Raw genomic sequence first — 23,116 nt, forward strand, 5'->3', positions numbered from 1 at the left:
CGAAGGCCCGCCTGTGGGGCCCCGGCATTCTAGGTTCGTGCCGCGCGCGCCACGCTGGCGGCCGCCGTCGAGCCCGCGGCAGGCACAAATCCCCCGCTTTTGCACGGTCTCACCCGCCGGACACTGGCATTGCGCCGCTGTTCGTGGTCCAGTCCACACTGCAGGGGTGTATGCGGTTGCGTATTGACGGCCCCACCGCCTGCCACGCCGCCAGCTTCCGGAGTTCCGCCATGGCACGTTTGCGCTCCTGTCTGCGCCCTGCCGCCGACCTGCTCGCCCAGTACGCCGAGTACCACCGCGACCAGCGCAACATCGCGACCCACCAAGTGGGCATCCCGCTGATCGTTTTCGCCCTTGGCGTGTTGCTGGCACGACCCACGCTGGCGCTGGATGCGGGCCTGCCCTGGGCGCTGACGCCCGCTTGGTGCGTCTGGGTGGTCGTGAGCCTCTGGTACCTGACCCGGGGCGAGCCGCTGCTGGGGTTCACCGTCAGCGCCGGCATCGCCGCACTGATCGCCCTCGGGCAGCCGCTTGCAGCCGCCTCGCTGGGCACCTGGCTCGGCCTCGGGCTGGGTTGCTTCACGCTCGGCTGGCTGATCCAGTTCGTCGGCCACTACTATGAAGGCCGTCGGCCGGCCTTTGTCGACGACCTGATCGGCCTGCTCGTCGGGCCGATGTTCGTCACCGCCGAGGCGCTCTTCGCGCTGGGCTGGAAGCCCGGCCTCCAGGCTGCCATCGAGCGCCGTGCCGGCCCGGTGGTGCTGCACGACCTTGCTGCGCGCGCCTGACGGTCCTTACGCAGCGGCCAACTCACCCGTCGCCGGGCTGCAGGCCCTGCAACTCCTGCAGGGTGTTGGCGTTGACAAAGGCGCCGGCATCGTCGAACAGCACCTCCACGCTGCGCTGGCCATCGGTCCAGCGGTCGATGCGGCGCTGCCCGCCCTGGATGAAGCGCACCAGGCTGTCTAGCACGCCGGTGTGCATCAGGCAGAAGACCGGCTGGCGCTGGCGCTGGCCGGCCTCGTCCAGCGTCACGGCCATCGCGATGTCGCCCTGCGCCTCGGCCAGGCCCCGCGCCAGGCGCTCCACCAGGTCCGCAGGGAAGCGCGGGCTGTCGCAGGGCACGGTGACCAGGTAGGGCGTCTCGCAGTGCTCCAGCCCGGCGAGGAAGCCGGCCAGCGGCCCCGGATAGTCCGCCAGGGCATCCGGCCAGACAGGTGCGCCCAGGCTCTCGTAGGCGCCCAGGTTGCGGTTCGCATTGAGCATCACCGCGCCCACCTGGGGCGACAGGCGCAGCAGCGCGTGCAGCGCCAGCGGCATGCCCTGGTGGTTCTGCAGCCCCTTGTCGACCCCGCCCATGCGGCTGCCTCGGCCGCCGGCCAGCACGAGGCCGGTGATGTCGTCCCGGGAGATCATCGCAAGCGTCCTTCCACGTTCCTTGATCGGCTGCTCACTCGGCCAGGTCAAAGGCCTGGGTCTCCACCTGCACGAAGGCGTTGGTGAAGTCCGCCAGCGCGCGGTAGACCCGGGCCCCCGGGTGCGCGGCCACCGCCTCGCACAGTGCGCCGGCCCAGGGCTGCAGGTGTGCACGGAAGAAACGCGCCTGCCCGCCAAGGTGGCAGTGCGCCGCATCGTCACCCGCGATCAGCCAGCGCATCACCTCCAGGACGAAGGCGATGTGGTCCTCCGTCTCACCGCTGTCCGCCGCGCGGGCCAGGCCCAGCTCGGCCAGGGCGGCACGCAGTTGCGCCAGCGGCAGCTCGTTGAGGTGGCCGGCGAGGTGGTAGGAGGCGTAGAGGAACACCTCGGGCCGGCCGACACCGCCGAACAGCGCCTCGTACTCTGCAGCGATCTGTGCCGGCGGGGTCTGCCGCAGCAGCCCGACCAGCGCCTGCCAGGGCGTCTCCAGCCAGGCGCCGGCCTGCGGCGCCTCGGTCACCGCCACCTGCAGTGCGGCCAGCAAGGCCTCGTCCGGCGGCGCCTGCCAGAGGCGGGCGAGCAGCCCGTACAGCTCGGCGCGGGCCAGCTCGTCGCCATCGTCGACATGGTCGGCGGCGCGCTGGCCGGGGGGTTGGAAGGTCAGGGGGCGAGGGTCGGTCATCGCGGCAAGGCGCTGGCGCTCGGATGGATCGGGGGACAGAAGGCTGCAGCCGGGGTCACAGGTCGGTGATGCGCACTTCCCGGGTCCGGCTGGCCATGTCGATCACCCGGCAGTCGCTGCACATCTTCAGCCGTTCGGCCGCGGCGCCCTGGAAGGCAGGATGATGGCCGATGCGCGCCATCACTGCCTGCAGCGCCTGCAGCGTGCCGAAGGGCTTGCCGCAGCGCACGCACTGGGCCGGCTCGGCCTCGTGCAGCACCCGGGCGGTCTTGCGCGCGCGCGCGCCATCGGCCAGCCACAGGCGCGGTTCGAGCTGCAGGGCGTCCTCCGGGCAGGTCTTGACGCACAGGCCGCACTGCACGCAGTTCTTCTCGGTGAAGCGCAGTTGCGGGCGCTCCGGGTTGTCGGCCAGCGCCTGCGACGGGCAGGCACCGACGCAACTCAGGCAGAGCGTGCAGCGCTGCCGGTCCAGTCGCAGCGTGCCCAGCGGCGCACCGGCTGCCGGCAGGGCGATGGCCTCTGGCAGTCCGGCCGGGACCACCGGCACCTGGGCGATCAGGTGCTCCAGCGCCAGCTCCAGCGAGGCGCGCTTGTCCGCCTGCGCCACCACCGCCGTCGGCGCAGCGACACCCTGCGCAGAGGGCGCCTGCAGCGCGGCGTCCAGCGCCGCCAGGTCCCGCGCATCGCGGGCCTCGATCAGCCGGAAGTGCTCGCCGGCATACCCCAGCCCTGACACCACCGCCTGGGCGATGGCCATCTGCTCGCCCAGGGCCTGGCGGTACTGTGGCGCCTCCTCGCCGGTGAGCAGCACCCAGACCTGGGAGGCCCCGTGCGCCAACGCCATCAGCCAGACCTCCAGCCCGGTGCTGGCGGTGTGCCACAGCGCCACCGGCAGCACCCGCGCCGGCACGCCGTGCACCGAGGCGTCCAGGCGGGCGGCCCGGCCCAGTTCGTCGATCAGCCGTGTACCGCCTTCCTGGCTGTGCAGCAGCAGCGCGGCATCGCGCCCTCCGGCCGCGCGGTAGGCCGAGAGCATCGCCTGCCAGCGCCGGCCCTGCTCCGCGGCGCTGGGGGCCCGGAAGCTGAGCGCGCCGGTCGGGCAGACGGTGGTGCAGGCGCCGCACCCGGCACACAGGTGCGGCTCGACCATGATGCGCCCGCCCAACGCTGGCGGCAGGCCCGCAGAGCCAGGGCCGCGCGCGCGCGCCGCGCCGGCGCCCTGGGTCTGCCCCTTGGCCGAAGGCTCGCTGCGGATCGCCCGGGTGGAGCAGACCTCCACACAGGCGTCGCAACCGATCTGCTCATTGCGGCTGTGGGCACACAGGCGCTGCTCGTAGTACACGAAGCGCGGCTTGTCGAACTCGCCCACCCAGTCGCGCAGCTGCAGCAGCGCCATCGCGCGGCGCAGCGGGTCCGCGCCGGCATGCAGGTAGCCCTGCGGCGGCTGGTGCATCGTGAAGGCCGGGCTGGCACGCAGGTCCAGCACCAAGTCGAAGCGCTGCGAGCTGATCAGCGGCGCGCGGTCGAAGTCGATCGCCCCGGCGCTGTCGCAGGCCGCCACGCAGGCGCGGTGGCCGCGGCAGGCCGCCAGGTCGACCTGCCAGGCCAGGTTGATCGCCCCCTCCGGGCAGGCGCGGACGCAGGCGTTGCAGCGCGTGCACAGGTCCAGGTCGATCGGGTTGCGGCTTTCCCACTCGGCCTCGAAGGCGCCGAGCCACCCCGACAGGCGGCGCAGCGTGCCGGCGTGCACCGGGAAGTCGTGCGATTGCGTCAGCCCGCCACCACCGGCCGCATCGACCAGCAGCGTCACCTCCAGCGTGCCGGCGAGCTGCCGCGCCGCCACCTCGGCCGCCTCGGCCGGGCCGATCACCAGGCAGCGGCCCTCGCTGCGGTAGCTCACCGCCGGTACCGGCTCCGGCTCGGGGCGCTGCGCCGCGGCGATCAGCGCCGCCAGCTTTGGCCCTGCCTGTGCCGCGTCGCGCGACCAGCCGGCCGTCTCGCGCAGGTTGACGAAGTGGATCGGCCGCTCCTGCAGCCCCGGCGCCCCGGCGGTCTGCGCCGCCAGCTCGGTGAACAGGCGCTGCTCCTGGGTGCAGCCCACCAGCAGCGGCTCGCCGCCTTGCGCCGCGCGCTGGAAGGCGCCGGCCTCGCGCCGGCACAGCAGGTGGTGCGCGGCCTCCAGGCCGTCAGCCGATGCGCCCGGCGTCGCCGCCAGGGCCTGGCGCACCTGGCCCAGCAGGGCCGGCGTCAACGGCATCGATCGATTGCAGTCGCAGATCAGGGTCTTCATCGGGGCGATCAGGGCAGTCGTGGCAAGGGGGCAGGCCGGCCGCGGGCAGCGGCGCGGCCGGGGGTTCGGGGGCCGCGGCGCCGGCAGACGGCTGCGCTGGTTCCTGCGGCGCCGGTGCCGGTTCCGGCGGCGGCGCCAGGAAGCGGAAGGAGGGGGAGTCGAGCATCGACTGCAGCATCTCGGGTGGCAGCGGGTCCGGGCGGCCGAAGTCCTCGATGTAGACGTCCAGCCCGTCCATCACATTGAAATGCGGGTCGGCGAAGAGCTTCTTCAGCGCCGCGTTCTTCACCTGGCGGGCCACGCCGGGGGCGACGAAGCGGGCCACCTCGGCCCCGGTCTCCAGCGCCGCCACGTCGTCGAGCGTCGGCGCGGGCGCGGTCGGCTCGATCCCCTGCGGCGGCGCGACCACCGGCACGGCCACCGCGCCGGACGCGGGCACCGGCGCCGGCGGCTCGACCAGCGCCTCGCCCTGCCGGGCCGCCACCTTGCGGCGTGACCAGCGCGAGAAGAAGCCGTCCGCTTCACCCATCTGCGCCTCAGCGGCTCTCGCCGGGTTCGGGCATGCGGCGGGCGCGCTGCCCCGGCGCCACGAAGGAGGCCGGGCGGCGACGCTGCTTGGGCTCCGGGCGGTAGTGGGCGTCGGTGTAGGCCTGCAGCCAGCCGCGCACCTCGGCGCCCAGCGGCGTGTTGTCCACCCGCTCCTGCGCGTCCAGCAGCCGGCCGGCCTCGTTGTAGGACAGGGTGACGCACTCCGGCCGAGCCTGCGAGGGGTCGCCCTCCTGCACGCGCCACATCACGAACCACACCGGTGCGCCGGAAGTGAGGTTGAGGTGGTAGCCCTCGCCTTCGTCCGCAAAGAGCGCCACCGCCAGGCCCGGGTGGGCGAACAGCGCCACGCGGCCGTCGTCGCGCAGGCAACGGGACTTGCGACCGAACTGGCCAACGTCCAGCTCGACGTCGGCGACGCGGAAGCGCCAGTCCTCCCAGCGGTTGGGCGCCGCCTCGCGCTCCATCAGCACCGCCACGCGCAGCGGCTCGGGCGTGCGCGGCGGCGCATCGCCCATCGGGGTGTCGCCGCGCGAGGGCTCCAGTGAGGTCGGCTCGACAGGGGACGGCTCGCTCATGGGCACAGTTTTGCAGGGATGGACATATCCAGGCCAGTCTAGCCAGCACGGCCGCGACAAGTTGTCGCCAGGGCCAGCCTGCGCCCCCGGCCAAGGGAAAGTCCTTAGCACGCCAGCCGCACGGCGATCAGCCCGCCCCCCACTCCGCGCAGCGCCGCTCCAGCGTGCGCCGGGAGATGCCCAGCAGCTGGGCCGCGCGGGTCTTGTCGCCCTCCACCGAGGCCAGCACGGCCTGGATGTGCTGCTTCTCCAGCGTGTGCAGGTCGGTGGTGGCGGGCAGCCGCGCCACCGCAGCCGGGGCCTGGCGCTGCAGCCCCTGGTAGAGCGCCGAGACGTTGAGTGCACCGAGGATGAGCGAGCGCTCGATCAGGTTGCGCAGCTCGCGCACGTTGCCGGGCCAGTCGTACTGCTGCAGGTAGGCCATCTCGTCGGCGGTCACCTCGATGGCTGCCACCCCCAGCTGCGGCGCCAGAGTGGCGACGAAGTGCGCCACCAGGGCCGGGATGTCCTCCTTGTGCGAGCGCAGCGGCGGCAGGTGGATCTCCACCACCTGCAGGCGGTAGTACAGGTCCTTGCGGAAGCGACCGGCCGCCACCTCGTCGGCCAGGCGGCGGTGGGTGGCGGCGATGATGCGCACATCCACCGGGATCTCCTGCTCGCTGCCCACCGGGCGGATGCGCCGCTCCTCCAGCACCCGCAGCAGCGTGGCCTGCAGGGGCGCAGGTAGCTCGCCGAGCTCGTCCAGGAAGAGCGTGCCGCCCTGGGCGTAGACGAACAGGCCGTCGCGCCCCGGCATCTCGCGCCCGCGCAGGCCCGGCGCCTGGCCGAACAGCTCGGCCTCGATCAGGTCGGGCGACAGCGTGGCGCAGTTCACCGGCACGAAGGGCGCCGCCGCGCGCGGGCTGTTGCGGTGCAGTGCCAGCGCCGCCAGCTCCTTGCCCGTGCCGGACTCGCCGGCCAGCAGCACCGTGCTGCCCACGCCGGCGACGCGGCGGATCGCCGCACGCAGCCCCTGGATCACGATCGACGTGCCCACCAGCCCGTCGGCCGCCGGCGTGCACTGCGACAGCGTGCGGCGCAGCACCCAGTTCTCGCGCTTGAGGAAGGCACGCTCCAGGCACTGCTGCACCGCGTTGAGGATCTGCGTCAGGCGGAAGGGCTTGAGGATGAAGTCGCTCGCCCCGGCGCGCAGCGCCTCGATGGCGGTGTCCAGGTCGGCGAAGGCGGTGATCAGCACCACCTCGCTGGCGTTGCCCTGGGCGCGCAGCTCCTTCAGCCAGGTGATGCCGGTCTTGCCCGGCAGTGAGATGTCCAGCACCACCAGGTCGAAGCGGTGGCGCCGCACCAGCAGGTCGGCCGCCTCCGCCGAGCCGGCCACCTCCACCTGCCCCACCCGCGTGGCCAGGGTCTTGGCCAGGAAGCTGCGCATGCCCGGCTCGTCGTCGACGATCAGCACCGCGGCGTGCGGCCAGTGTTCTTCGCGCGCCACAGGGGCGGGCTCGGCGGGCAGGGTGGTGTCCATGGCAAGAACGGCAAGTCGGCAATCTGTCGTGGGCGGGCGCAACCGCACGGCGCTGTCACCACCGGGGTGACAGGCATTGTGGCCAGACCGCAGCGACAACTTGTCGCCGCCCGCGCGACAAGTTGTCGTCAAAGCCTCCGGGGAGTTCCCGATGTTCACTGCCGGCCCGCGGGCGGTTAATCGGTGGGTTGCCACTTATGCACGGTGTTGCAGAACTGTGTTCCTGTCCACCCGCTGCAACCCCGGCTCCGTTCCGCCCACCGCCCAGGAGGCCCAGCCCATGAGCCCGCGAACCCCGTCTTCCCCTGCCCCCGTGCCGTCTGGCGAACCGGCCGCCGGTCGTCGGCGCCTGTTCACCGGCCTGGGCGCGATGGGCGCCGCCGCCGCGGCCACCACGCTGCTGCCCGGCTGCGCCCCCGCCGATCCGGCGCCCGTCGCTGCCAGGCCCGCCCCCGAGAAGGGCGGCGGTTACCAGCTGACGCAGCACGTGCAGCGCTACTACCAGACCGCCAAGGTCTGAAGAAGAACCTCCCCGAGCCCACCGCACCACGAGGCCTGCCATGTTGCTGACCCGACGCCCCCCCTCCCGAACCGCCGACACGGGCCCCCGTGGCGGCTCACCGCTGGTTGACCGCCTGGTGGGCGGATTGGCGCGCAGCGTGCCCATCGTCGACCGGCGCAGCTTCCTGCGCCGCAGCGGCCTGGGCGTGGGGGTTGGCCTGGCCGCCAGCCAGCTCACGCTGGTGCGGCGCGCCGATGCGGCCGATGCACCCAAGACGGGCGACGGCTCGGGCAAGAAGGTCGAGGTCAAGCGCACGGTCTGTGGCCACTGCTCGGTGGGCTGCGCGATCGACGCAGTGGTCGAGAACGGCGTCTGGGTGCGCCAGGAGCCGGTGTTCGACTCGCCCATCAACCTGGGCGCTCACTGCGCCAAGGGCGCGGCGGTGCGCGAGCACGGCCACGGCGAGTACCGCCTGCGCACGCCGATGAAGCTGGTCGACGGCAAGTACCAGCGCATCAGCTGGGACCAGGCGCTCGACGAGATCTCCAGGAAGATGCTGGAGCTGCGCAAGGCCAGCGGCCCGGACTCGATCTTCGTGGTCGGCTCCTCCAAGCACAACAACGAGCAGGCCTACCTGCTGCGCAAGTGGGTGTCGTTCTGGGGTACGAACAACACCGACCACCAGGCGCGCATCTGCCACTCCACCACCGTCGCGGGCGTCGCCAATACCTGGGGGTATGGCGCGATGACCAACTCCTACAACGACATGCAGAACGCCAAGGCGGCGATCTACATCGGCTCCAACGCGGCGGAAGCCCACCCGGTGTCGATGCTGCACATGCTGCATGCCAAGGAGAACGGCTGCAAGATGATCGTGGTGGATCCGCGTTTCACCCGCACGGCCGCCAAGGCCGACGAGTACGTGCGCATCCGCTCCGGCTCGGACATCCCCTTCCTGTTCGGGGTGATGTGGCACATCTTCAAGAACGGCTGGGAAGACCGGAAGTACCTGGAGGACCGCGTCTACGGCATGGACAAGGTCAAGGAGGAGATCCTGGCCAAGTGGACGCCCGACAAGGTCGAGGAGGCCTGCGGCGTCAACGAGGCCACCGCCTTCAAGGTCGCCAAGATCCTGGCCGAGAACCGCCCCGGCACCATCGTCTGGTGCATGGGCCAGACGCAGCACAGCATCGGCAACGCCATCGTGCGGGCGTCGTGCCTGCTGCAGCTGGCTCTGGGCAACGTCGGCAAGAGCGGCGGCGGCACCAACATCTTCCGCGGCCACGACAACGTGCAGGGTGCCACCGACGTGGGCCCCAACCCGGACTCCCTGCCCGGCTACTACGGCCTGGCCGAGGGCTCCTGGAAGCACTTCGCCAAGGCCTGGGGCGTCGACTTCGAGTGGATCAAGAAGCAGTACGCCTCGCCCGCGATGATGACCAAGTCCGGCATGACGGTGTCGCGCTGGATCGACGGCGTGCTGGAGAAGAACGAGCTGATCGACCAGGACAGCAACCTGCGCGGCCTGTTCTTCTGGGGCCACGCGCCCAACTCCCAGACCCGCGGCCTGGAGATGAAGAAGGCGATGGACAAGCTCGACCTGCTGGTCGTGGTCGATCCCTTCCCCAGCGCCACCGCCGCGATGGCGGCGATGCCGGGCAACAAGGACGACCTGAACCCCAACCGCGCGGTCTACCTGCTGCCGGCGGCCACGCAGTTCGAGACCAGCGGCTCCTGCACCGCCTCCAACCGCTCGCTGCAGTGGCGCGAGAAGGTCATCGACCCGCTCTGGGAGAGCCGCACCGACCACATGATCATGTACCAGCTGGCCGAGAAGCTCGGCTTCGGCAAGGAGCTGGTCAAGAACTACAAGATGGTCCAGGGCAAGGGCGGCATGGAGCCCGAGGTCGAGTCGATCCTGCGTGAGATCAACAAGTGCGTCTGGACCATCGGCTACACCGGCCAGAGCCCGGAGCGGCTGAAGGCGCACATGCGCAACATGAACGTCTTCGACGTCAAGACGCTCAAGGCCACGGGCGGCATCGACAAGGAGACCGGCTACAAGCTCGACGGCGACTACTTCGGCCTGCCCTGGCCCTGCTACGGCACGCCCGAGCTCCGGCACCCCGGCTCGCCCAACCTCTATGACACCAGCCGCCACGTGATGGAGGGCGGCGGCAACTTCCGCGCCAACTTCGGCGTGGAGCGCGAGGGCGTCTCGCTGCTGGCGGGCGACGGCTCACACTCGCTGGGCGCGGAGCTGACCACGGGCTACCCCGAGTTCGACCACGTGCTGCTCAAGAAGCTCGGCTGGTGGGGCGACCTCAGCGAGGACGAGCAGAAGGCCGCCGAGGGCAAGAACTGGAAGACCGACCCCTCCGGCGGCATCATCCGCGTGGCGATGCAGGTGCACGGCTGCCACCCCTTCGGCAACGCCAAGGCGCGCGCGGTGGTCTGGAACTTCCCGGACCCGATCCCGCAGCACCGCGAGCCGCTGTACTCCACCCGCGCCGACCTGGTCGCCAAGTACCCCACCCACGACGACAAGAAGGCCTTCTGGCGTCTGCCCACGCTCTACAAGAGCGTGCAGGAGAAGAACAAGGACATCGGCAAGACCTTCCCGCTGATCATGTCCAGCGGCCGGCTGGTCGAGTACGAGGGCGGCGGCGAGGAGACCCGCTCCAACCCCTGGCTGGCCGAGCTGCAGCAGGACATGTTCGTCGAGATCAACCCCAAGGCCGCCAACGACCGGGGCATCCGCAACGGCGACTGGGTCTGGATCAAGACCCCGCCGATGGCCGCGGTGCCGGATTTCAAGGGTCTGCGCGTCAAGGCCCTGGTGACCGAGCGGGTGGACGCCGAGACCGTCTGGCTGCCCTTCCACTTCTCCGGCCGCTGGGGCGGCGTCGACCTGGCGGCCTATTACCCCGAAGGTGCCAAGCCGGTGGTGCGTGGCGAGGCGGTCAACACCGCCACCACCTACGGCTACGACAGCGTGACGATGATGCAAGAGACCAAGACCACCGTCTGCCAGGTCGAGAAGGCCACCGCTTAAGCGCGAGGAGTTGTCATGGCACGAATGAAGTTCATCTGCGACTCCGAGCGCTGCATCGAGTGCAACGGCTGCGTCACCGCCTGCAAGGCCGAGCACGACCTGCCTTGGGGCGTGAACCGCCGCCGCGTGGTCACGCTCAACGACGGCGTGCCGGGCGAGAAGTCCATCTCGGTGGCCTGCATGCATTGCAGCGACGCGCCCTGCATGGCGGTGTGCCCGGTCAACTGCTTCTACCGCACCGACGAGGGCGTGGTGCTGCACGACAAGGACGTGTGCATCGGCTGCGGCTATTGCAGCTACGCCTGCCCGTTCGGCGCGCCGCAGTTCCCCAGCAACGGCACCTTCGGCCTGCGCGGCAAGATGGACAAGTGCACCTTCTGCGCCGGCGGCCCGGAGGCCAACGGCAGCGCCGCCGAGTTCGAGAAGTACGGCCGCAACCGCCTGGCCGAAGGCAAGCTGCCCGCCTGCGCCGAGATGTGCTCCACCAAGGCGCTGCTGGGCGGCGACGGCGACATCGTGGCCGACATCTTCCGCACCCGCGTGATCCAGCGCGGCAAGGGCAGCGAGGTCTGGGGCTGGGGCACCGCCTACGGCAAGCCCGCTGGTGGCGCCACCCCCGCACCCGCCAAGGAGCCGGGCAAGTCATGAAGCCGCTGACCCTGACCCTGGCGGCGGCACTGGTCGCCCTTGCGGGCTGCGGCGAGCCGGCGCAGACCATCTCCAGCGGGCGCATCAGCGACGCCAAGCCCTGGGAGGGCACCAGCGCCGGTGACCCCTACACCGCCAACGGCTGGAAGGCTGGCGACGCCGACGCTTGGCGCAGCCAGATCCGCAGCCGCATGCTCAACCAGAACGAGTACACGCGCACCACAGGACGGGCGCCATGACCGGCACCCCCCGTCCATCGCAGCGCACGACCGAGGAGCTGTCATGCCGGGACTGATCCGCACCGCCCTGCTCGCTGCCGCCCTGCTGGCCGGAGGCGCGGCCTGGGCCCAGAACGCCCCGCCCGCCGGCACGGCGGTCACCACGCCGGAAAAGGCCACCCGCGAAGCGGCCACCACCACCGGCGGGGCGCCCGCGGGCTTCGTCGCGCCGGCCGAGCCGAAGGCGGACGAATCCGCCGCCGCGCGCGCCCAGACCCAGCCCGGCAACAACGCGCCGGTCTGGCGTGCGGCGCGCGACAGCGGCAGCCAGCCCGGCTACAGCAGCCTGCCCGGCGCCGAGCAGGGCATGCTGATCCAGCCCTTCGTGCAGTACCCCGGCTCGCGCCTGACCAACGCCGGCGAGGCCTGGCGCGAGGTGCGCAACCGCTGGATCCTGCCCTACGGCGGCTCGTTCCTGCTGATCGTCCTGCTCGCCATCGCCATCTTCTACTGGCGCAAGGGGCCGCTGGGCTCTCCGGTGCGCGACACCGGCCGCAAGGTGGAGCGCTTCACCCCCTTCGAGCGCGCCGCCCACGGCGCCAACGCCGCGGCCTTCGTGCTGCTGGCAATCTCCGGCGTCGTGATGGCCTTCGGCAAGTTCTTCCTGCTGCCGGTGATCGGCAGCACGCTGTTCGGCTGGCTGACCTGGCTGCTCAAGACGATGCACAACTTCGTCGGCCCGCTGTTCGCGGTGTCGCTGGTGATCGTGGTCCTCACCTTCGTGAAGGACAACATCGCCAGCAAGGCCGACTTCGTCTGGCTGAGCAAGGCCGGCGGCATGCTGGGTGACCACGAGATCCCGTCGCACCGCTTCAACGCCGGCGAGAAAGGCATCTTCTGGTGGGGCGTGACCATCCCCGGGCTGATCATCGTGGCCTCTGGCCTGGTGCTGGACCAGCTCCTGCCCGGCCTGGCCTACCTGCGTGGCGACATGCAGATCGCCCACATGATCCACGCCAGTGCCGCGGTGGTGATGATCGCGATGCTGATGGGCCACATCTACATGGGCACCATCGGCACCCACGGCGCGCTGGATGCGATGCGCACCGGCTGGGTGGACGCCTCCTGGGCCCGCGAGCACCACTCGCTCTGGCTGGACGACATCGACGCCGGCAAGATCCCGGCGCAGCGCTCCGGCCAGCCGGACACGACCCCCGCCTCGACCCGCCCGAGCGCCCCCGCGCAGGGCCGGGCCTGACCCGCTGCATCCGACTCATCCGACGCCCCCGCAAGGAACCGATGATGAAGCCCCACCCCATCGCCCTCCCGCTGATCGTGCTGCTGGCCGCCGCCCTGGGCAGCAGCGCCATCGCCAAGCTGCCGGCACCGAGCGACGAAGCCAAGGCCAAGGCGGCCGAGGCCGCCGCCAAGACCGCGCACGGCAACAAGACCGCGGACTTCCAGCTCTGCAAGGCGCAGGACCGCATCGCGGCGCAGCACCAGGCCGCTGCCAGGAAGGCGGGCAAGGACGTCAAGCCGGCGGTGGCGACACCGCCCTGCACCGACCCGGGCCCCTTCGTCTACACGCCGCCGGTGGCGGCCTCGGGGGCCTCCGCTCCGGCTGCTGCGACGGCCACCGCCGCGGCGCCTGCGCCGGCCAAGAAGCCCTGACCCAGGAGGTCGCCATGGCCCCCGTCAGCGAACGCGCCCCCCTCTGGAGTGCCGACGACGTCGCTCCGTCTTCGGCCCGGGACCGGCCTCCGGCGAAGGCCGCCACGGTCCTGACCCAGGCCAAGGACGCCCTGACCCGCGAGATCGAGATCCTCGACCAGCACGGGCAGCGCCGTCGCATCGCGATCCCGGTCGAGCGGCCGCTGACGGTCTTCGTCGACAAGCGCGAGCTGGTCACGCTGATGACGCTGGGCGAGTCGCCCGAGCTGCTGGTGCTCGGCTACCTGATCAACCAGCGGCTGATCGCGTCGGCCGACGAGGTCGAGTCGATCACGGTCGACTGGGAGGTCGATGCGGCCGCGGTACGCACCCGGGGCGGCATCCCCGACCTGGAGGCCCGCACGGCGCGCCGGGTGGTCACCACCGGCTGCGGCCAGGGCACGGTGTTCGGCGACGCGATGGCGCAGCTCGACCAGATCCGCCTGCCCGACGCGGCCAGCGCGCGCATCCGCCAGAGCGACCTGCACAGCATGCTCGAGCAGATGCGCCGGCAGGACGACATCCACCGCCGCGCCGGCTCGGTGCACGGCTGCGCGCTGTTCAGTGCCGCCCGCCCCGGGCGTTCACCGGCCTGCGAGCAGCTGATCTTCATCGAGGACGTGGGCCGCCACAACGCCATCGACACCATCGCCGGCTGGATGGCCCTGAACGGCGTCAGCGGCGGTGACAAGACCTTCTACACCACAGGGCGGCTGACCAGCGAGATGGTGCTGAAGGCCGCGCAGATGGGCATCCCCATCGTGGTGTCGCGCAACGGCGTCACGCAGATGGGCCATGAGCTGGCCAGCCGGCTGGGCATGACGCTGTTCGGCCGGGCGGCGAACCGGCACTTCCTCTGCTACACCGGCTTCGAGCGCTTCGACTCCGAGCCGGAACCCCTGCCGCCGACGGTGCGCGTGGTGGCCGGCTGAAGCGCGCCGGGCTCGGCGGACAATGTGCGCCGCCTGCCCTGCCGCTGCTTCCCCAACCGCACCCCATGCCGCGCCCTGACTCGCCCCACTCTCCGCGCCGTGACTTCCCTGGCCGGCGCTGGCTCATCGTCGGGCTGCGCTCCCTGCACCTGGTCGCGCTGATGCCGCTCGCCGTGGCGGTACTGTCTGCCAGCACACCCCCCGGCTGGGCCGCCTGGGGCCTGCTGCTGACCGGACTGGGGCTGTGGGGCATCGAACTCTGGTCCAACCCGAAGCACCGCGGCGAGCTGGCCGGGCTGTTCATCCCGCTCAAGCTGGCCGGCGTGGCCGGCATGATTGCCCTGCCCACGCTGGCCCCGCCGCTGTTCTGGCTGCTAGTGGCGGCCTCGTCGGTGGTCTCGCACGCACCGGCGGGCTTCCGGCACTGGCGCCCGCTGGGGCCCTGGCAGGACCCGGCAATGTCCGCTCAGGCCGATCGGGAAAGTCGCCCGAGCAGGGCGTCGAAGCCGGGGTAGTCGGCTGGCGTGAGGGTGAACTTGCGCGCCGCGGCGCCGGCCGCGCGGCCCTCGACCAGCCCGGCGACGTAGGCCGCACCGTCGGTGATCCAGGTGCCGCCCAACGCGGTCACGCCCCGCGCGAACAGCCCGTCGGGCAGGCAGCCTGCGCCGGGTCCGAGCATCGCAAGCCAGCGCGCGTCGGCGCAGGCGGCCAGCACGGCATCGAGCGTGTCGTTGAGCAGCACGGTGCTGGTGCAGATCACCTTCTGGCAGCCGCGCAGGCGCGCCGGGTCCAGCGTCACCTCCAGGCCGGGGCGGGCGTCGAGCAGGTCCTCACGCAGTTCCAGCACGGTGAGCTGCACGCCGCGCGCCAGCAGGCGGTCGATGAGCGGGCCGAACAGGCCGATCATGCCCACGCGCTCGCCCGGCTCGGCCTGCAGCGCGCCCACCGAGTCGCCGCTGGCCGGCGGCACGAAGCCGGCGCTGTCGAAGCACCAGCGCGTCAGCGCCGCGGCCGCCGCGTGGCCGGCCGAGCGCAGCGCGCCTCCCGGCGCGGCAAAGCCGGCGCGCACGAGGTCCAGTGCGTCGCTGCCGGTCAGGTCATGGCGCCAGCTTGCAGCGGCCAACTCGCCATGCGTGTCGTCAAGCAGCACATAGGCCAGGCCGAGCGTGCCGTCGGCCAGTTCGAGCGCGCAGAACTCGCCGCGCGCCTCGGCCCGCGCGCCATCGGCGGCCTCGCGTGGCGGCAGGTGCAGCGCCTTCACGCTGGGCAACCTGGCGATGCTGCCCAGTCGTTCAAGTTGGGCCAGGTAGTCGTGGGTGTAGGAAGCAGGGAACGGGTTGGCTGGGGTCATCGGTGAAGTCATCGGCGGGATCCTCCGGCGCAGCGAGCATAGCCGCGCCGTCCGCCGCCGCGGACAATGCCACGGCCCCTCGCGACCGCCATCCACCGTGCCCTTTCAGCGCTTCGCCCCTCTCGCCGCAGCCCGTGGCTCGCTGCGGGCGCGCCTGCTCGCACTGGCCCTGCTGCCCCTGCTGGGCGTGCTGCCGCTGCTCGGCCTGATCCTGCTGCTCTGGGGCAACACCGCCATCGACCGCCTGCTCATCGGCAAGGTGCGCAGCGATCTGGCGGTGGCGCAGGGCTACTTCGAGCGCGTGCAGGCCGAGGTGGGCAGCGGCACGCTGGCGGTGGCGCACTCCCACCGGCTGCAGCGTGCCCTGGGCCGCCCGGCCGAGCTGGCCGCGCTGCTGGAGGCCGAACGCCAGGCACAGCGCCTCGACTTCCTGCGCCTGCTGCCGCCCGACGCGGCCCAGCACGGCAGCGGGCCGCTGGCCAGCATCGCCCTGACCGGCCCCGCCGAGCTGCGGCGCCTGGACCCGGCCCTGGCCGAGCGGGCCCGCGTCCACCTGGTGCCTACCCGCAACGCCGCGCCCACTGCCCGGACGGTGGAAGACCGCGCCCTGCTGCTGACCACCCTGGCGCCGGTGCACGACGACCAGGGCCGGCGGCTGGGCTGGCTGCAGGGCGGCGTGATGCTCAACCGCAACCTGGGCTTCATCGACCACATCAACGAGATCGTCTACCCCGAGGGCTCGCTGCCCTTCGGCAGCCAGGGCACCGCCACGCTGTTCCTGGACGACGTGCGCGTCACCACCAACGTGCGCCTGTTTGCCGACCCCGGCCAGGTCACCGAGGGCGAGCAGCGCGCCATCGGCACCCGCGTGTCGGTGGCGGTGCGCGAGGCGGTGCTGGGCCGGGGCGAGACCTGGCTGGACCGCGCCTTCGTGGTCAAGGACTGGTACGTCTCGGCCTACCTGCCGCTGGCCGATGCGCAGGGCACTCGCGTGGGCATGCTCTACGTGGGCTACCTGGAGCAGCCCTTCACCTGGGCCAAGTACGCCGTGCTGGCCAGCATCGGGGTGATCTTCTTCGCGGTGATGATCGTGACGGCCTGGTGGTCGCTGCGCGCAGCCGGGCTGATCTACCGCCCCCTGGAGCGCATGACGGCCACGCTGCAGCGCGTGGAGCACGGCGAGCTGACCGCCCGCGTCGGGCCGTTCACTGCGCCCGGCGAGGGTCGGCGCGTGAGCGAGAGCGGGCGGGCGCCGCAGGAGATCACGCACCTGGCCACCACACTGGACCACCTGCTCGACGTCATCGACGACAAGACGCGGGCACTGCAACGCTGGGGCGAGGAGCTGGACCTCAAGGTCGCCGAGCGCACCCGCGAGCTGGAGGTGAGCCACGCCAGCCTGCGCGCGGCCCAGCAGCAGCTGGTGCGCAGCGAGAAGCTCGCCGCCATCGGCCAGCTCACCGCCAGCATCGCGCACGAGGTCAACAACCCCATCGCCGTCATCCAGGGCAACCTGGACCTGCTGCGACTGCTGCTGGGCGCAGCGGCCGAACCGGCCCGGGCCGAGTTGCGCCTGATCGACGAGCAGATCGAGCGCATGCGGCTGATCGTCACCCAGCTGCTGCAGTTCGCCCGCCCCAACGAGTTCGCCGGCTACGTCGAGCCGCTGGACGTGCGCGAGGTGATCGGCGCCAGCCTGGTGCTGGTCAACCACCTGCTGCAGCGCCAGCACATCCGCGTCGAGCGGCATGACCAGGCGACCCGGCAGGTGGCCATCAACCGGCAGGAGCTGCAGCAGGTGCTGATCAACCTGCTCGTCAACGCCGCCCAGGCCATGCCCGAGGGCGGGCGCATCGAGATCCACAGCGGCGACTGCGCCGACGGTGGCAACGAGGGTGGCAACGACGGCGTGATCGTCAGCGTCACCGACAGCGGCCCCGGCCTGGACGAGGCCACGCTGGCGCGGCTGTTCGAGCCCTTCTTCACCACCAAGCGCGACGGCAACGGCCTGGGCCTGTGGATCAGCCGCGGCCTGCTGGAGCGCTACGGCGGCGAGCTGCAGGCCAGCGTGCGGCCCGCCAGCGAGGGCAGCGGCGCGCGCTTCACGGTGCGCCTGCCGGCGGCCTGAGCGGTTCATCCGTCGCCGCAGCCTGTGCGACCAGCCAGTCCCGGAAACCCGCCACCAGCGGGTTGGCCGAGCGGCGCTGCGGCACGATCAGCCAGTAGGCCCGGTCGCTGGGCAGCTCCATCTCGACCAGCTGCACCAGCGAGCCGCGCGCCAGCTCGGCCTCGACCAGGAAGCGCGGCAGCAGCGCCACCCCCAGCCCCTGCACCGCCGCCTCGCTGATCAGCGAGAACAGCTCCATGCGCGAGCCCGCCATCGCGTCGCGCACCTCCACGCCGGCCTGCTCGAACCACTGGCGCCACAGCTGCGGCCGGGTGCTGATCTGCAGGCGTGGCAGGCGCGCCAGGTCGCCCGCCTGCAGCGGCTCGCTGCGGCCACGCAGCGCCTCGGCCCGCAGCGCCGGGCTGCCGACGGCGATCAGCGTCTCGGCCCGCAGGAAATGCGCCTCGGTCCCGGGCCAGCCGGCCTCGCCGGCGTAGATCGTGGCGTCGAGCCCCGTCTCGTCGAACAGGAAGGGCCGCGTGCGCGGCGTCAGGTTCACCGTCACGCCCGGGTGCGCCGCCAGGTAGCCGCGCAGGCGCGGCAGCAACCACTTGGCCGCAAAGGTGGGCAGCACGCCCAGCTCCAGCACGCCGCCGGCGCTGCCGGTGGTCATCAGCTCCAGCGCGTCGCGCTCCACCTCCTCCAGCCGCGCCCGCACGCGTCGGCTGTAGGCCGCACCGGCATCGGTCAGCACCACGCCACGCCGGGTGCGCCGGAACAGCGCCACGCCGACGAAGGCCTCCAGCGCCGCGATCTGCCGGCACACCGCGCTCTGCGTCAGCGCCAGCTCGTCGGCCGCACGGGTGAAGCTCTGGTGCCGCGCCGCCGCCTCGAAGGCGGCCAGGGCGGCGGTGGAGGGCAGTTTGCGGCGCATGGACCTGGCGGGTGGACGGGGGCGATCGAGGCGGTGACGGTGACGGTGACGGTGACGGTGGCGGCGTCGGCAAAGGCAGCTTCCGCGCAGACCGCGGAGGTAGTGGAAACCGCGGCCGAGAGTGTATGCAGCGCCGCGCAGACCCGGCGCCGCTCGCAGATCCGGCACGTGGATCCGGCCTGAAACCCCACCGAGAAGGGGGTCCGGCATACCGACCCAGGTTCTCCACCGCGGGCAGCGACATTGACGATCGTCAATCTCAAATTTACATTCAGAAACGTCTTGTGACATTCGTCACAACCACCTCAGCACCCCTTCACTGAGAGGCTTCATGCAACCGAGCTCCCGAGACCACGCCCCCGCCCTGCACGTCCGTGCGTGGCGCGCAGTGACCCTCACCGCCACCGCCGCCCTGCTCACACTGTCCGCGCAGGCGCAGACCCCCAGTTCGCTGGCGCGCGCCTCGCGGCCCGAGCCGTCCAACCTCGGCAGCTACGTGGCGGACCGCAGCTCGGCCATCGCCCTGGGCAAGGCGCTGTTCTGGGACATGCAGGTGGGCAGTGATGGGCGCACGGCCTGCGCGTCCTGCCACTTCCATGCCGGTGCGGACCCGCGCTCGAAGAACCAGCTGTCTCGCGGGCCCAACGGCACGAGCTTCGCGTTCGCCGGGCCGAACCACCAACTCACCGCGGGCGACTACCCCTTCCACAAGCTCGCCGACCCCGGCAACCGTGACTCCGCCGTGCTGCGCAGCCTCGCCGCGGTGACCAGCTCGCAGGGCGTGTTCCGCGAGCGTTTCAACGGCGTGGTGCCCGGCCAGGCCGAGGACACCCGCCAGGTCGTCTACGACCCGGTCTTCCACGTCGGCGCGATCAACACCCGCCAGGTCGAGCCGCGCAACACCCCCAGCGTGATCAACGCGGTGTTCAACCTGCGCAGCTTCTGGGACGGCCGGGCGCAGACGATCTTCAACGGCGTCAACCCCTTCGGCAAGCGCGATACCGCCGCGCGCGTCTACCGCAACGACCGCAGCTGGACCCTGCTGGGCTGGAAGGAGCAGCTCAATGCGGTGGCGGTGACGCTCAACGACTCCAGCCTCGCCTCGCAGGCCTCGGGCCCGCCACTGAGCAACCTGGAGATGAGTGCCGACGGGCGGCGCTTCCCCGACCTGGGCCGCAAGCTGACCGCGCTGCGCCCCCTCGCCGGCCAGCAGGTGGCCAGCGACGACAGCGTGCTCGCCATCCTGCGCGCGGCCAACGGCGATGGCCTGGCCTCGGCCAACTACGCCGACCTGGTCAAGAAGGCCTTCCGCTCCGAGTGGTGGAACGGCAGCAAGAAAGTGACCATCGGCAGTGCGAGCTACACCCAGATGGAGGCCAACTTCAGCCTCTTCTTCGGCCTGGCGCTGCAGATGTACCAGGCCACGCTGGTGTCTGACCAGACCCCCTTCGACACCTTTGCCGAGGGCAACGGCGCCGCACTGACGGCCCAGCAGCTCATGGGCTGGGGGGTGTTCACCGGCAAGGGCAAGTGCGCCTCCTGCCACGGCGGCGCGGCCTTCACCAACGCCAGCATCCACCGCCGCCTGATCACCGACCGCATGAACCGCATGACGATGGGCAATGGCGGCGTGGCGGTCTACGACGAGGGCTTCTACAACATCGGCGTCACGCCGACGGCCGAGGACATCGGCGTGGGCGGCAACGACCCCTTCGGCAACCCGCTGTCCTTCTCCGGCCTGGCCAAGAAGTCGGCCCTGCTGTTCAACCTGTACGAGCAGGCCCTGCCCAACCAGCTGGTGACGTCGCTGACCCGCATCGCCGTGCAGGGCGCCTTCAAGACGCCGGGCCTGCGCAACGTCGAGCTGACGGCGCCCTACTTCCACAACGGCGGCACGGCCACGCTGGCCCAGGTGATCGAGTTCTACAACCGCGGCGGCAACTTCGCCCGCGCCAACCTCGCCAACCTCGACGCCGATATCCAGCCGCTGGGCCTGAGCGCCACCGAGAAGGAATCGTTGGTCGCCTTCCTCAAGGCCCTGACCGACGAGCGCGTACGCAAGCACGCCGCCCCCTTCGATCACCCGCAACTGCGCGTCACCAACGGCCACCCCGGTGACACCTCCACCGTCACCAACGACGGCTGGGGCCGCGCCACGGACGCCTGGCTGGACCTGCCGGCCGTCGGCCGCAGCGGCTACAGCGCCGACCGCATCCCGGCCTCCTTCCTCGGCCTGGCCCAGTGAGCCTGGCGACGCCGGGTGGGCCCGGGCCGCTCGGGCGCGTCAGCCCCCGGCGCGCTTGACCCGGTAGCCCTCGGCCTGCAGCAGCGCGACCAGCCGCTCGGCATGGTCGCCCTGCACCTCGAGCACGCCGTCCTTGAGCGTGCCGCCCGCACCGCAGGCCGTGCGCAGGCGCTTGCCCAGCACCGCCAGCTCCTCGCCCGCCAGCGGCACGCCACGCACGACCGTCACCGCCTTGCCGCCGCGCCCCTTGGTCTCGCGCGAGACCCGCACGACGCCATCACCCGCCGGAGGGGCTGCCGGCGCCTTGCAGACACAGTCGGCCACCGGCCGGCGGCAAGTGGGGCACATGCGGCCGCTGTCGGTGGAGTAGACGAGGCCGCCGGAACCGGAACGGAAGCTGGGCATGGTGCGGAATTCGAAAGCTGCACTGGGACGGGGTCGGATTGTCCCGCGCCGACCGGCACTCCTGCGCGTCGATATCATGGCTCGCCACGTCAACCCCTCCCCACGACGACCCCATGCCGAATTTCTGGGACGAACGCTTCGCCGAACCCGGCTACAAGTACGGCACTGCGCCGAACGCCTTCCTGCGCGAGCAGGCTGCGGCCCTGCCCGCGGCCGCGCGCGTGCTGGTGCCGGGCGATGGCGAGGGGCGCAACGGCGTCTGGCTGGCCGAGCAGGGCCACGCGGTGCTGGCGGTGGACTATTCGGAGGTCGGCCTGGCCAAGGCGCGGGCGCTGGCCGCCGAGCGGGGTCCCGACACCGCCGCGCGGCTGACCACGCAATGGGCCGACCTGAGCGGCTGGTTGCCCCCCGAAGGCGCCTTCGACGCCGTGGTGCTGGTCTTCTGCCACCTGCCCTCGGCGCTGCGGCGCCTGGCCCATCCGCGCCTGGCCGCGGCGCTCAAGCCCGGTGGCCGGCTGATCCTGGAAGCCTTCCACCCCAGCCAGCTCGGCCGCTCCAGTGGCGGGCCGAAGGACGTGGACATGCTCTACACCCTGGCCGACCTGCGCGATGACTTTGCCGGCCTGCTCGACGAGACGCTCGGCTGGGAAGGCGAGGTGATGCTCGACGAAGGCCCCGGCCACCAGGGCGCAGGGCGGGTGACCCGCTATGTCGGCGCTCGCCGCTGAGCCGGGCTGCACCCGGCGCATCGCACTCGCCCGGATCGGGGCGGCCGGCTGCGCGGGCCTGTCCCCCTGGCCGGCCACGGCGGCGAATGCGGCGGACGCGGCCCGCTCGCCCACGCCCCTGCAGGTCGAGCTGCTGAACCGCGAACTGGAGCAGCCCTGGGCGCTGGCCACCCTGCCCGACGGACGACTGCTCGTCACGGAGAAGCCCGGCCGCATGCGCGTGCTCACTGCCGACGGTCGGCACGTGCTCGCCACGCTGGCCGGGTTGCCGCCGGTGGCGGCACGCGGCCAGGGCGGGCTGCTCGACGTGGCGCTGGACCCGGATTTCACCCGCGACCCTTGGATCTACTGGGCCTACAGCGAGCCGGGCGATGGCGGCGTGGCTGGCTTCGGCGCCACCAGCGGCACGGCGGTGGCCCGCGGCAGGCTGGCGGGGGATCGGCTGCGCGACGTGGCCGTGATCTGGCGCCAGCAGCCCAAGCGCAGCGGCAGCGGCCACTTCGGCGCCCGATTGGTGTTCCGCCCGGACGGCACGCTCTTCATCACCGTCGGTGACCGCCAGGCCGATGACCCGCGCGCGCCCGGCCGTGCCTTCGCGCAGAACCTCACCACCACGCTGGGCAAGGTCGTACGCATCCACCGCGACGGGCGCATTCCTGCCGACAACCCCGAATTTCCCGCCTCCGAGGGCCACGCCCTGCCCGGCATCTGGAGCTACGGCCACCGCAACCCGCAGGGCGCCGCGCTGCACCCGGCCACCGGCGAGCTCTGGCTGGTCGAACACGGCCCGCAGGGCGGCGATGAACTCAACCGCGTGCGGCCCGGGCGCAACCACGGCTGGCCGCTGCGCAGCTACGGCTGTCCCTACGGCGCGCCGGTGGGCGAGGCCTGCCGCGTCGGCGGCGGGCGGCATGCGCCGGAGTTCGAGGAGCCCGTCGCCACCTGGGTGCCGACCTCGATCGCGCCGTCGGACCTGCTGTTCTACACCGGCCGCCTGTTCGCCGGCTGGCAAAGCCCGGGCACCGGCCCCGGCCAGGTCAGCGCGCTGATCCCGTCGCTCGCGGGCGCTGCCCTTTGGCGCGTGGTGATCGGTGGCCCGCCGGAGGCGCCGCGCGAGGTGGCCCGCGAGCGGCTGCTGGCCGACCTGGGCGAGCGCCTGCGCTGCCTGCGCCAGGCCAGCGACGGCGCACTGCTGCTGCTGACCGACAGCGGCAAGCTGCTGCGCGTCACGCCCCGCTGAGCTT

General features: G+C 72.0%; 22 protein-coding genes. 13 read left to right on the forward strand and 9 right to left on the reverse strand.

The annotated features are described in order from the left end of the window. Nucleotides 1-230: 230 nt before the first annotated feature. Nucleotides 231-788, forward strand: coding sequence for an Mpo1 family 2-hydroxy fatty acid dioxygenase (locus NGK70_RS18905; protein ID WP_251970031.1), 558 nt, complete (start codon nt 231-233; stop codon nt 786-788). Nucleotides 789-810: 22 nt separating this feature from the next. Here NGK70_RS18905 and mobA read toward each other — a convergent pair whose 3' ends face one another. The 6 genes from mobA to NGK70_RS18935 all read right to left on the reverse strand — a co-directional run bounded on the left by mobA (nt 811) and on the right by NGK70_RS18935 (nt 7,037). Next, on the reverse strand, nt 811-1,416 hold the full coding sequence (mobA, locus tag NGK70_RS18910) for a molybdenum cofactor guanylyltransferase MobA (protein WP_251970032.1): 606 nt from the start codon (nt 1,414-1,416) through the stop codon (nt 811-813). Between the two features lie 34 nt (nt 1,417-1,450). After that, the gene (locus tag NGK70_RS18915; RefSeq protein WP_251970033.1) at nt 1,451-2,101 is read right to left on the reverse strand and encodes a TorD/DmsD family molecular chaperone; all 651 of its coding nucleotides are present in this window, start codon (nt 2,099-2,101) and stop codon (nt 1,451-1,453) included. A 55-nt stretch (nt 2,102-2,156) separates the two neighbouring features. After that, a complete protein-coding gene (locus NGK70_RS18920) occupies nt 2,157-4,391 on the reverse strand; it encodes a 4Fe-4S binding protein (protein WP_251970034.1) in 2,235 nt (744 codons plus the stop codon). After that, nucleotides 4,288-4,920, reverse strand: a complete 633-nt coding sequence (locus NGK70_RS18925) for a DUF3306 domain-containing protein (RefSeq protein WP_251970035.1) — start codon at nt 4,918-4,920, stop codon at nt 4,288-4,290. Before NGK70_RS18925 ends, NGK70_RS18920 begins: the two co-directional genes overlap by 104 nt. Nucleotides 4,921-4,927: 7 nt before the next feature. Continuing rightward, the gene (locus NGK70_RS18930) at nt 4,928-5,515 is read right to left on the reverse strand and encodes a DUF3305 domain-containing protein (RefSeq protein ID WP_428985533.1); all 588 of its coding nucleotides are present in this window, start codon (nt 5,513-5,515) and stop codon (nt 4,928-4,930) included. Nucleotides 5,516-5,642: 127 nt separating this feature from the next. Continuing rightward, nucleotides 5,643-7,037 carry a sigma-54-dependent transcriptional regulator gene (locus tag NGK70_RS18935; protein WP_251970036.1) on the reverse strand — a complete coding sequence of 465 codons (1,395 nt, stop codon included), beginning with the start codon at nt 7,035-7,037 and terminating at the stop codon, nt 5,643-5,645. A gap of 280 nt (nt 7,038-7,317) precedes the next feature. Between NGK70_RS18935 and NGK70_RS18940 the strand changes: the two genes are divergently transcribed. The 8 genes from NGK70_RS18940 to NGK70_RS18975 all read left to right on the forward strand — a co-directional run bounded on the left by NGK70_RS18940 (nt 7,318) and on the right by NGK70_RS18975 (nt 14,617). Further along, nucleotides 7,318-7,557 carry a formate dehydrogenase gene (locus tag NGK70_RS18940; RefSeq protein WP_251970037.1) on the forward strand — a complete coding sequence of 80 codons (240 nt, stop codon included), beginning with the start codon at nt 7,318-7,320 and terminating at the stop codon, nt 7,555-7,557. 40 nt (nt 7,558-7,597) lie between these two features. Further along, nucleotides 7,598-10,594, forward strand: coding sequence for a formate dehydrogenase subunit alpha (locus NGK70_RS18945; RefSeq protein WP_251970038.1), 2,997 nt, complete (start codon nt 7,598-7,600; stop codon nt 10,592-10,594). 15 nt (nt 10,595-10,609) lie between these two features. Next, nucleotides 10,610-11,242, forward strand: coding sequence for a formate dehydrogenase FDH3 subunit beta (fdh3B, locus tag NGK70_RS18950; protein ID WP_251970039.1), 633 nt, complete (start codon nt 10,610-10,612; stop codon nt 11,240-11,242). Next, a complete protein-coding gene (locus tag NGK70_RS18955) occupies nt 11,239-11,481 on the forward strand; it encodes a hypothetical protein (RefSeq protein WP_251970040.1) in 243 nt (80 codons plus the stop codon). Before fdh3B ends, NGK70_RS18955 begins: the two co-directional genes overlap by 4 nt. A gap of 43 nt (nt 11,482-11,524) precedes the next feature. Then, entirely contained in the window at nt 11,525-12,718 is a 1,194-nt protein-coding gene (locus NGK70_RS18960) for a formate dehydrogenase subunit gamma (protein WP_251970041.1), read from the forward strand. 44 nt (nt 12,719-12,762) lie between these two features. Then, nucleotides 12,763-13,131, forward strand: a complete 369-nt coding sequence (locus NGK70_RS18965) for a hypothetical protein (RefSeq protein WP_251970042.1) — start codon at nt 12,763-12,765, stop codon at nt 13,129-13,131. Between the two features lie 14 nt (nt 13,132-13,145). Further along, complete coding sequence (locus tag NGK70_RS18970) at nt 13,146-14,102, forward strand: formate dehydrogenase accessory sulfurtransferase FdhD (protein ID WP_251970043.1); 957 nt, start codon at nt 13,146-13,148, stop codon at nt 14,100-14,102. Nucleotides 14,103-14,167: 65 nt separating this feature from the next. Next, nucleotides 14,168-14,617, forward strand: coding sequence for a hypothetical protein (locus NGK70_RS18975; protein WP_251970044.1), 450 nt, complete (start codon nt 14,168-14,170; stop codon nt 14,615-14,617). On the opposite strand, the gene NGK70_RS18980 is transcribed toward NGK70_RS18975, so the two are convergent. Further along, nucleotides 14,569-15,465 (reverse strand): Rossmann-like domain-containing protein, encoded by an 897-nt coding sequence (locus NGK70_RS18980; protein ID WP_251970045.1) that lies wholly within the window; start codon nt 15,463-15,465, stop codon nt 14,569-14,571. The genes NGK70_RS18975 and NGK70_RS18980 overlap by 49 nt on opposite strands. Nucleotides 15,466-15,550: 85 nt before the next feature. Between NGK70_RS18980 and NGK70_RS18985 the strand changes: the two genes are divergently transcribed. After that, entirely contained in the window at nt 15,551-17,581 is a 2,031-nt protein-coding gene (locus NGK70_RS18985; protein ID WP_251970046.1) for a sensor histidine kinase, read from the forward strand. Here the strand turns inward: NGK70_RS18985 and NGK70_RS18990 are convergent. Continuing rightward, nucleotides 17,556-18,494 carry a LysR family transcriptional regulator gene (locus NGK70_RS18990; RefSeq protein WP_251970047.1) on the reverse strand — a complete coding sequence of 313 codons (939 nt, stop codon included), beginning with the start codon at nt 18,492-18,494 and terminating at the stop codon, nt 17,556-17,558. The two genes, NGK70_RS18985 and NGK70_RS18990, sit on opposite strands and share 26 nt — an antisense overlap. Before the next feature lie 331 nt (nt 18,495-18,825). Between NGK70_RS18990 and NGK70_RS18995 the strand changes: the two genes are divergently transcribed. Further along, on the forward strand, nt 18,826-20,739 hold the full coding sequence (locus NGK70_RS18995; RefSeq protein WP_251970048.1) for a cytochrome-c peroxidase: 1,914 nt from the start codon (nt 18,826-18,828) through the stop codon (nt 20,737-20,739). Between the two features lie 39 nt (nt 20,740-20,778). Here NGK70_RS18995 and NGK70_RS19000 read toward each other — a convergent pair whose 3' ends face one another. Next, complete coding sequence (locus NGK70_RS19000; RefSeq protein ID WP_251970049.1) at nt 20,779-21,144, reverse strand: translation initiation factor Sui1; 366 nt, start codon at nt 21,142-21,144, stop codon at nt 20,779-20,781. 113 nt (nt 21,145-21,257) lie between these two features. Between NGK70_RS19000 and NGK70_RS19005 the strand changes: the two genes are divergently transcribed. Beyond that, nucleotides 21,258-21,872 (forward strand): SAM-dependent methyltransferase, encoded by a 615-nt coding sequence (locus NGK70_RS19005; protein WP_251970050.1) that lies wholly within the window; start codon nt 21,258-21,260, stop codon nt 21,870-21,872. Then, complete coding sequence (locus tag NGK70_RS19010) at nt 21,853-23,112, forward strand: PQQ-dependent sugar dehydrogenase (RefSeq protein WP_251970051.1); 1,260 nt, start codon at nt 21,853-21,855, stop codon at nt 23,110-23,112. Before NGK70_RS19005 ends, NGK70_RS19010 begins: the two co-directional genes overlap by 20 nt. Nucleotides 23,113-23,116 lie beyond the last annotated feature (4 nt).

It is taken from the genome of Sphaerotilus microaerophilus, from assembly GCF_023734135.1.
Classification (GTDB): Bacteria; Pseudomonadota; Gammaproteobacteria; order Burkholderiales; family Burkholderiaceae_C; genus Sphaerotilus; species Sphaerotilus microaerophilus.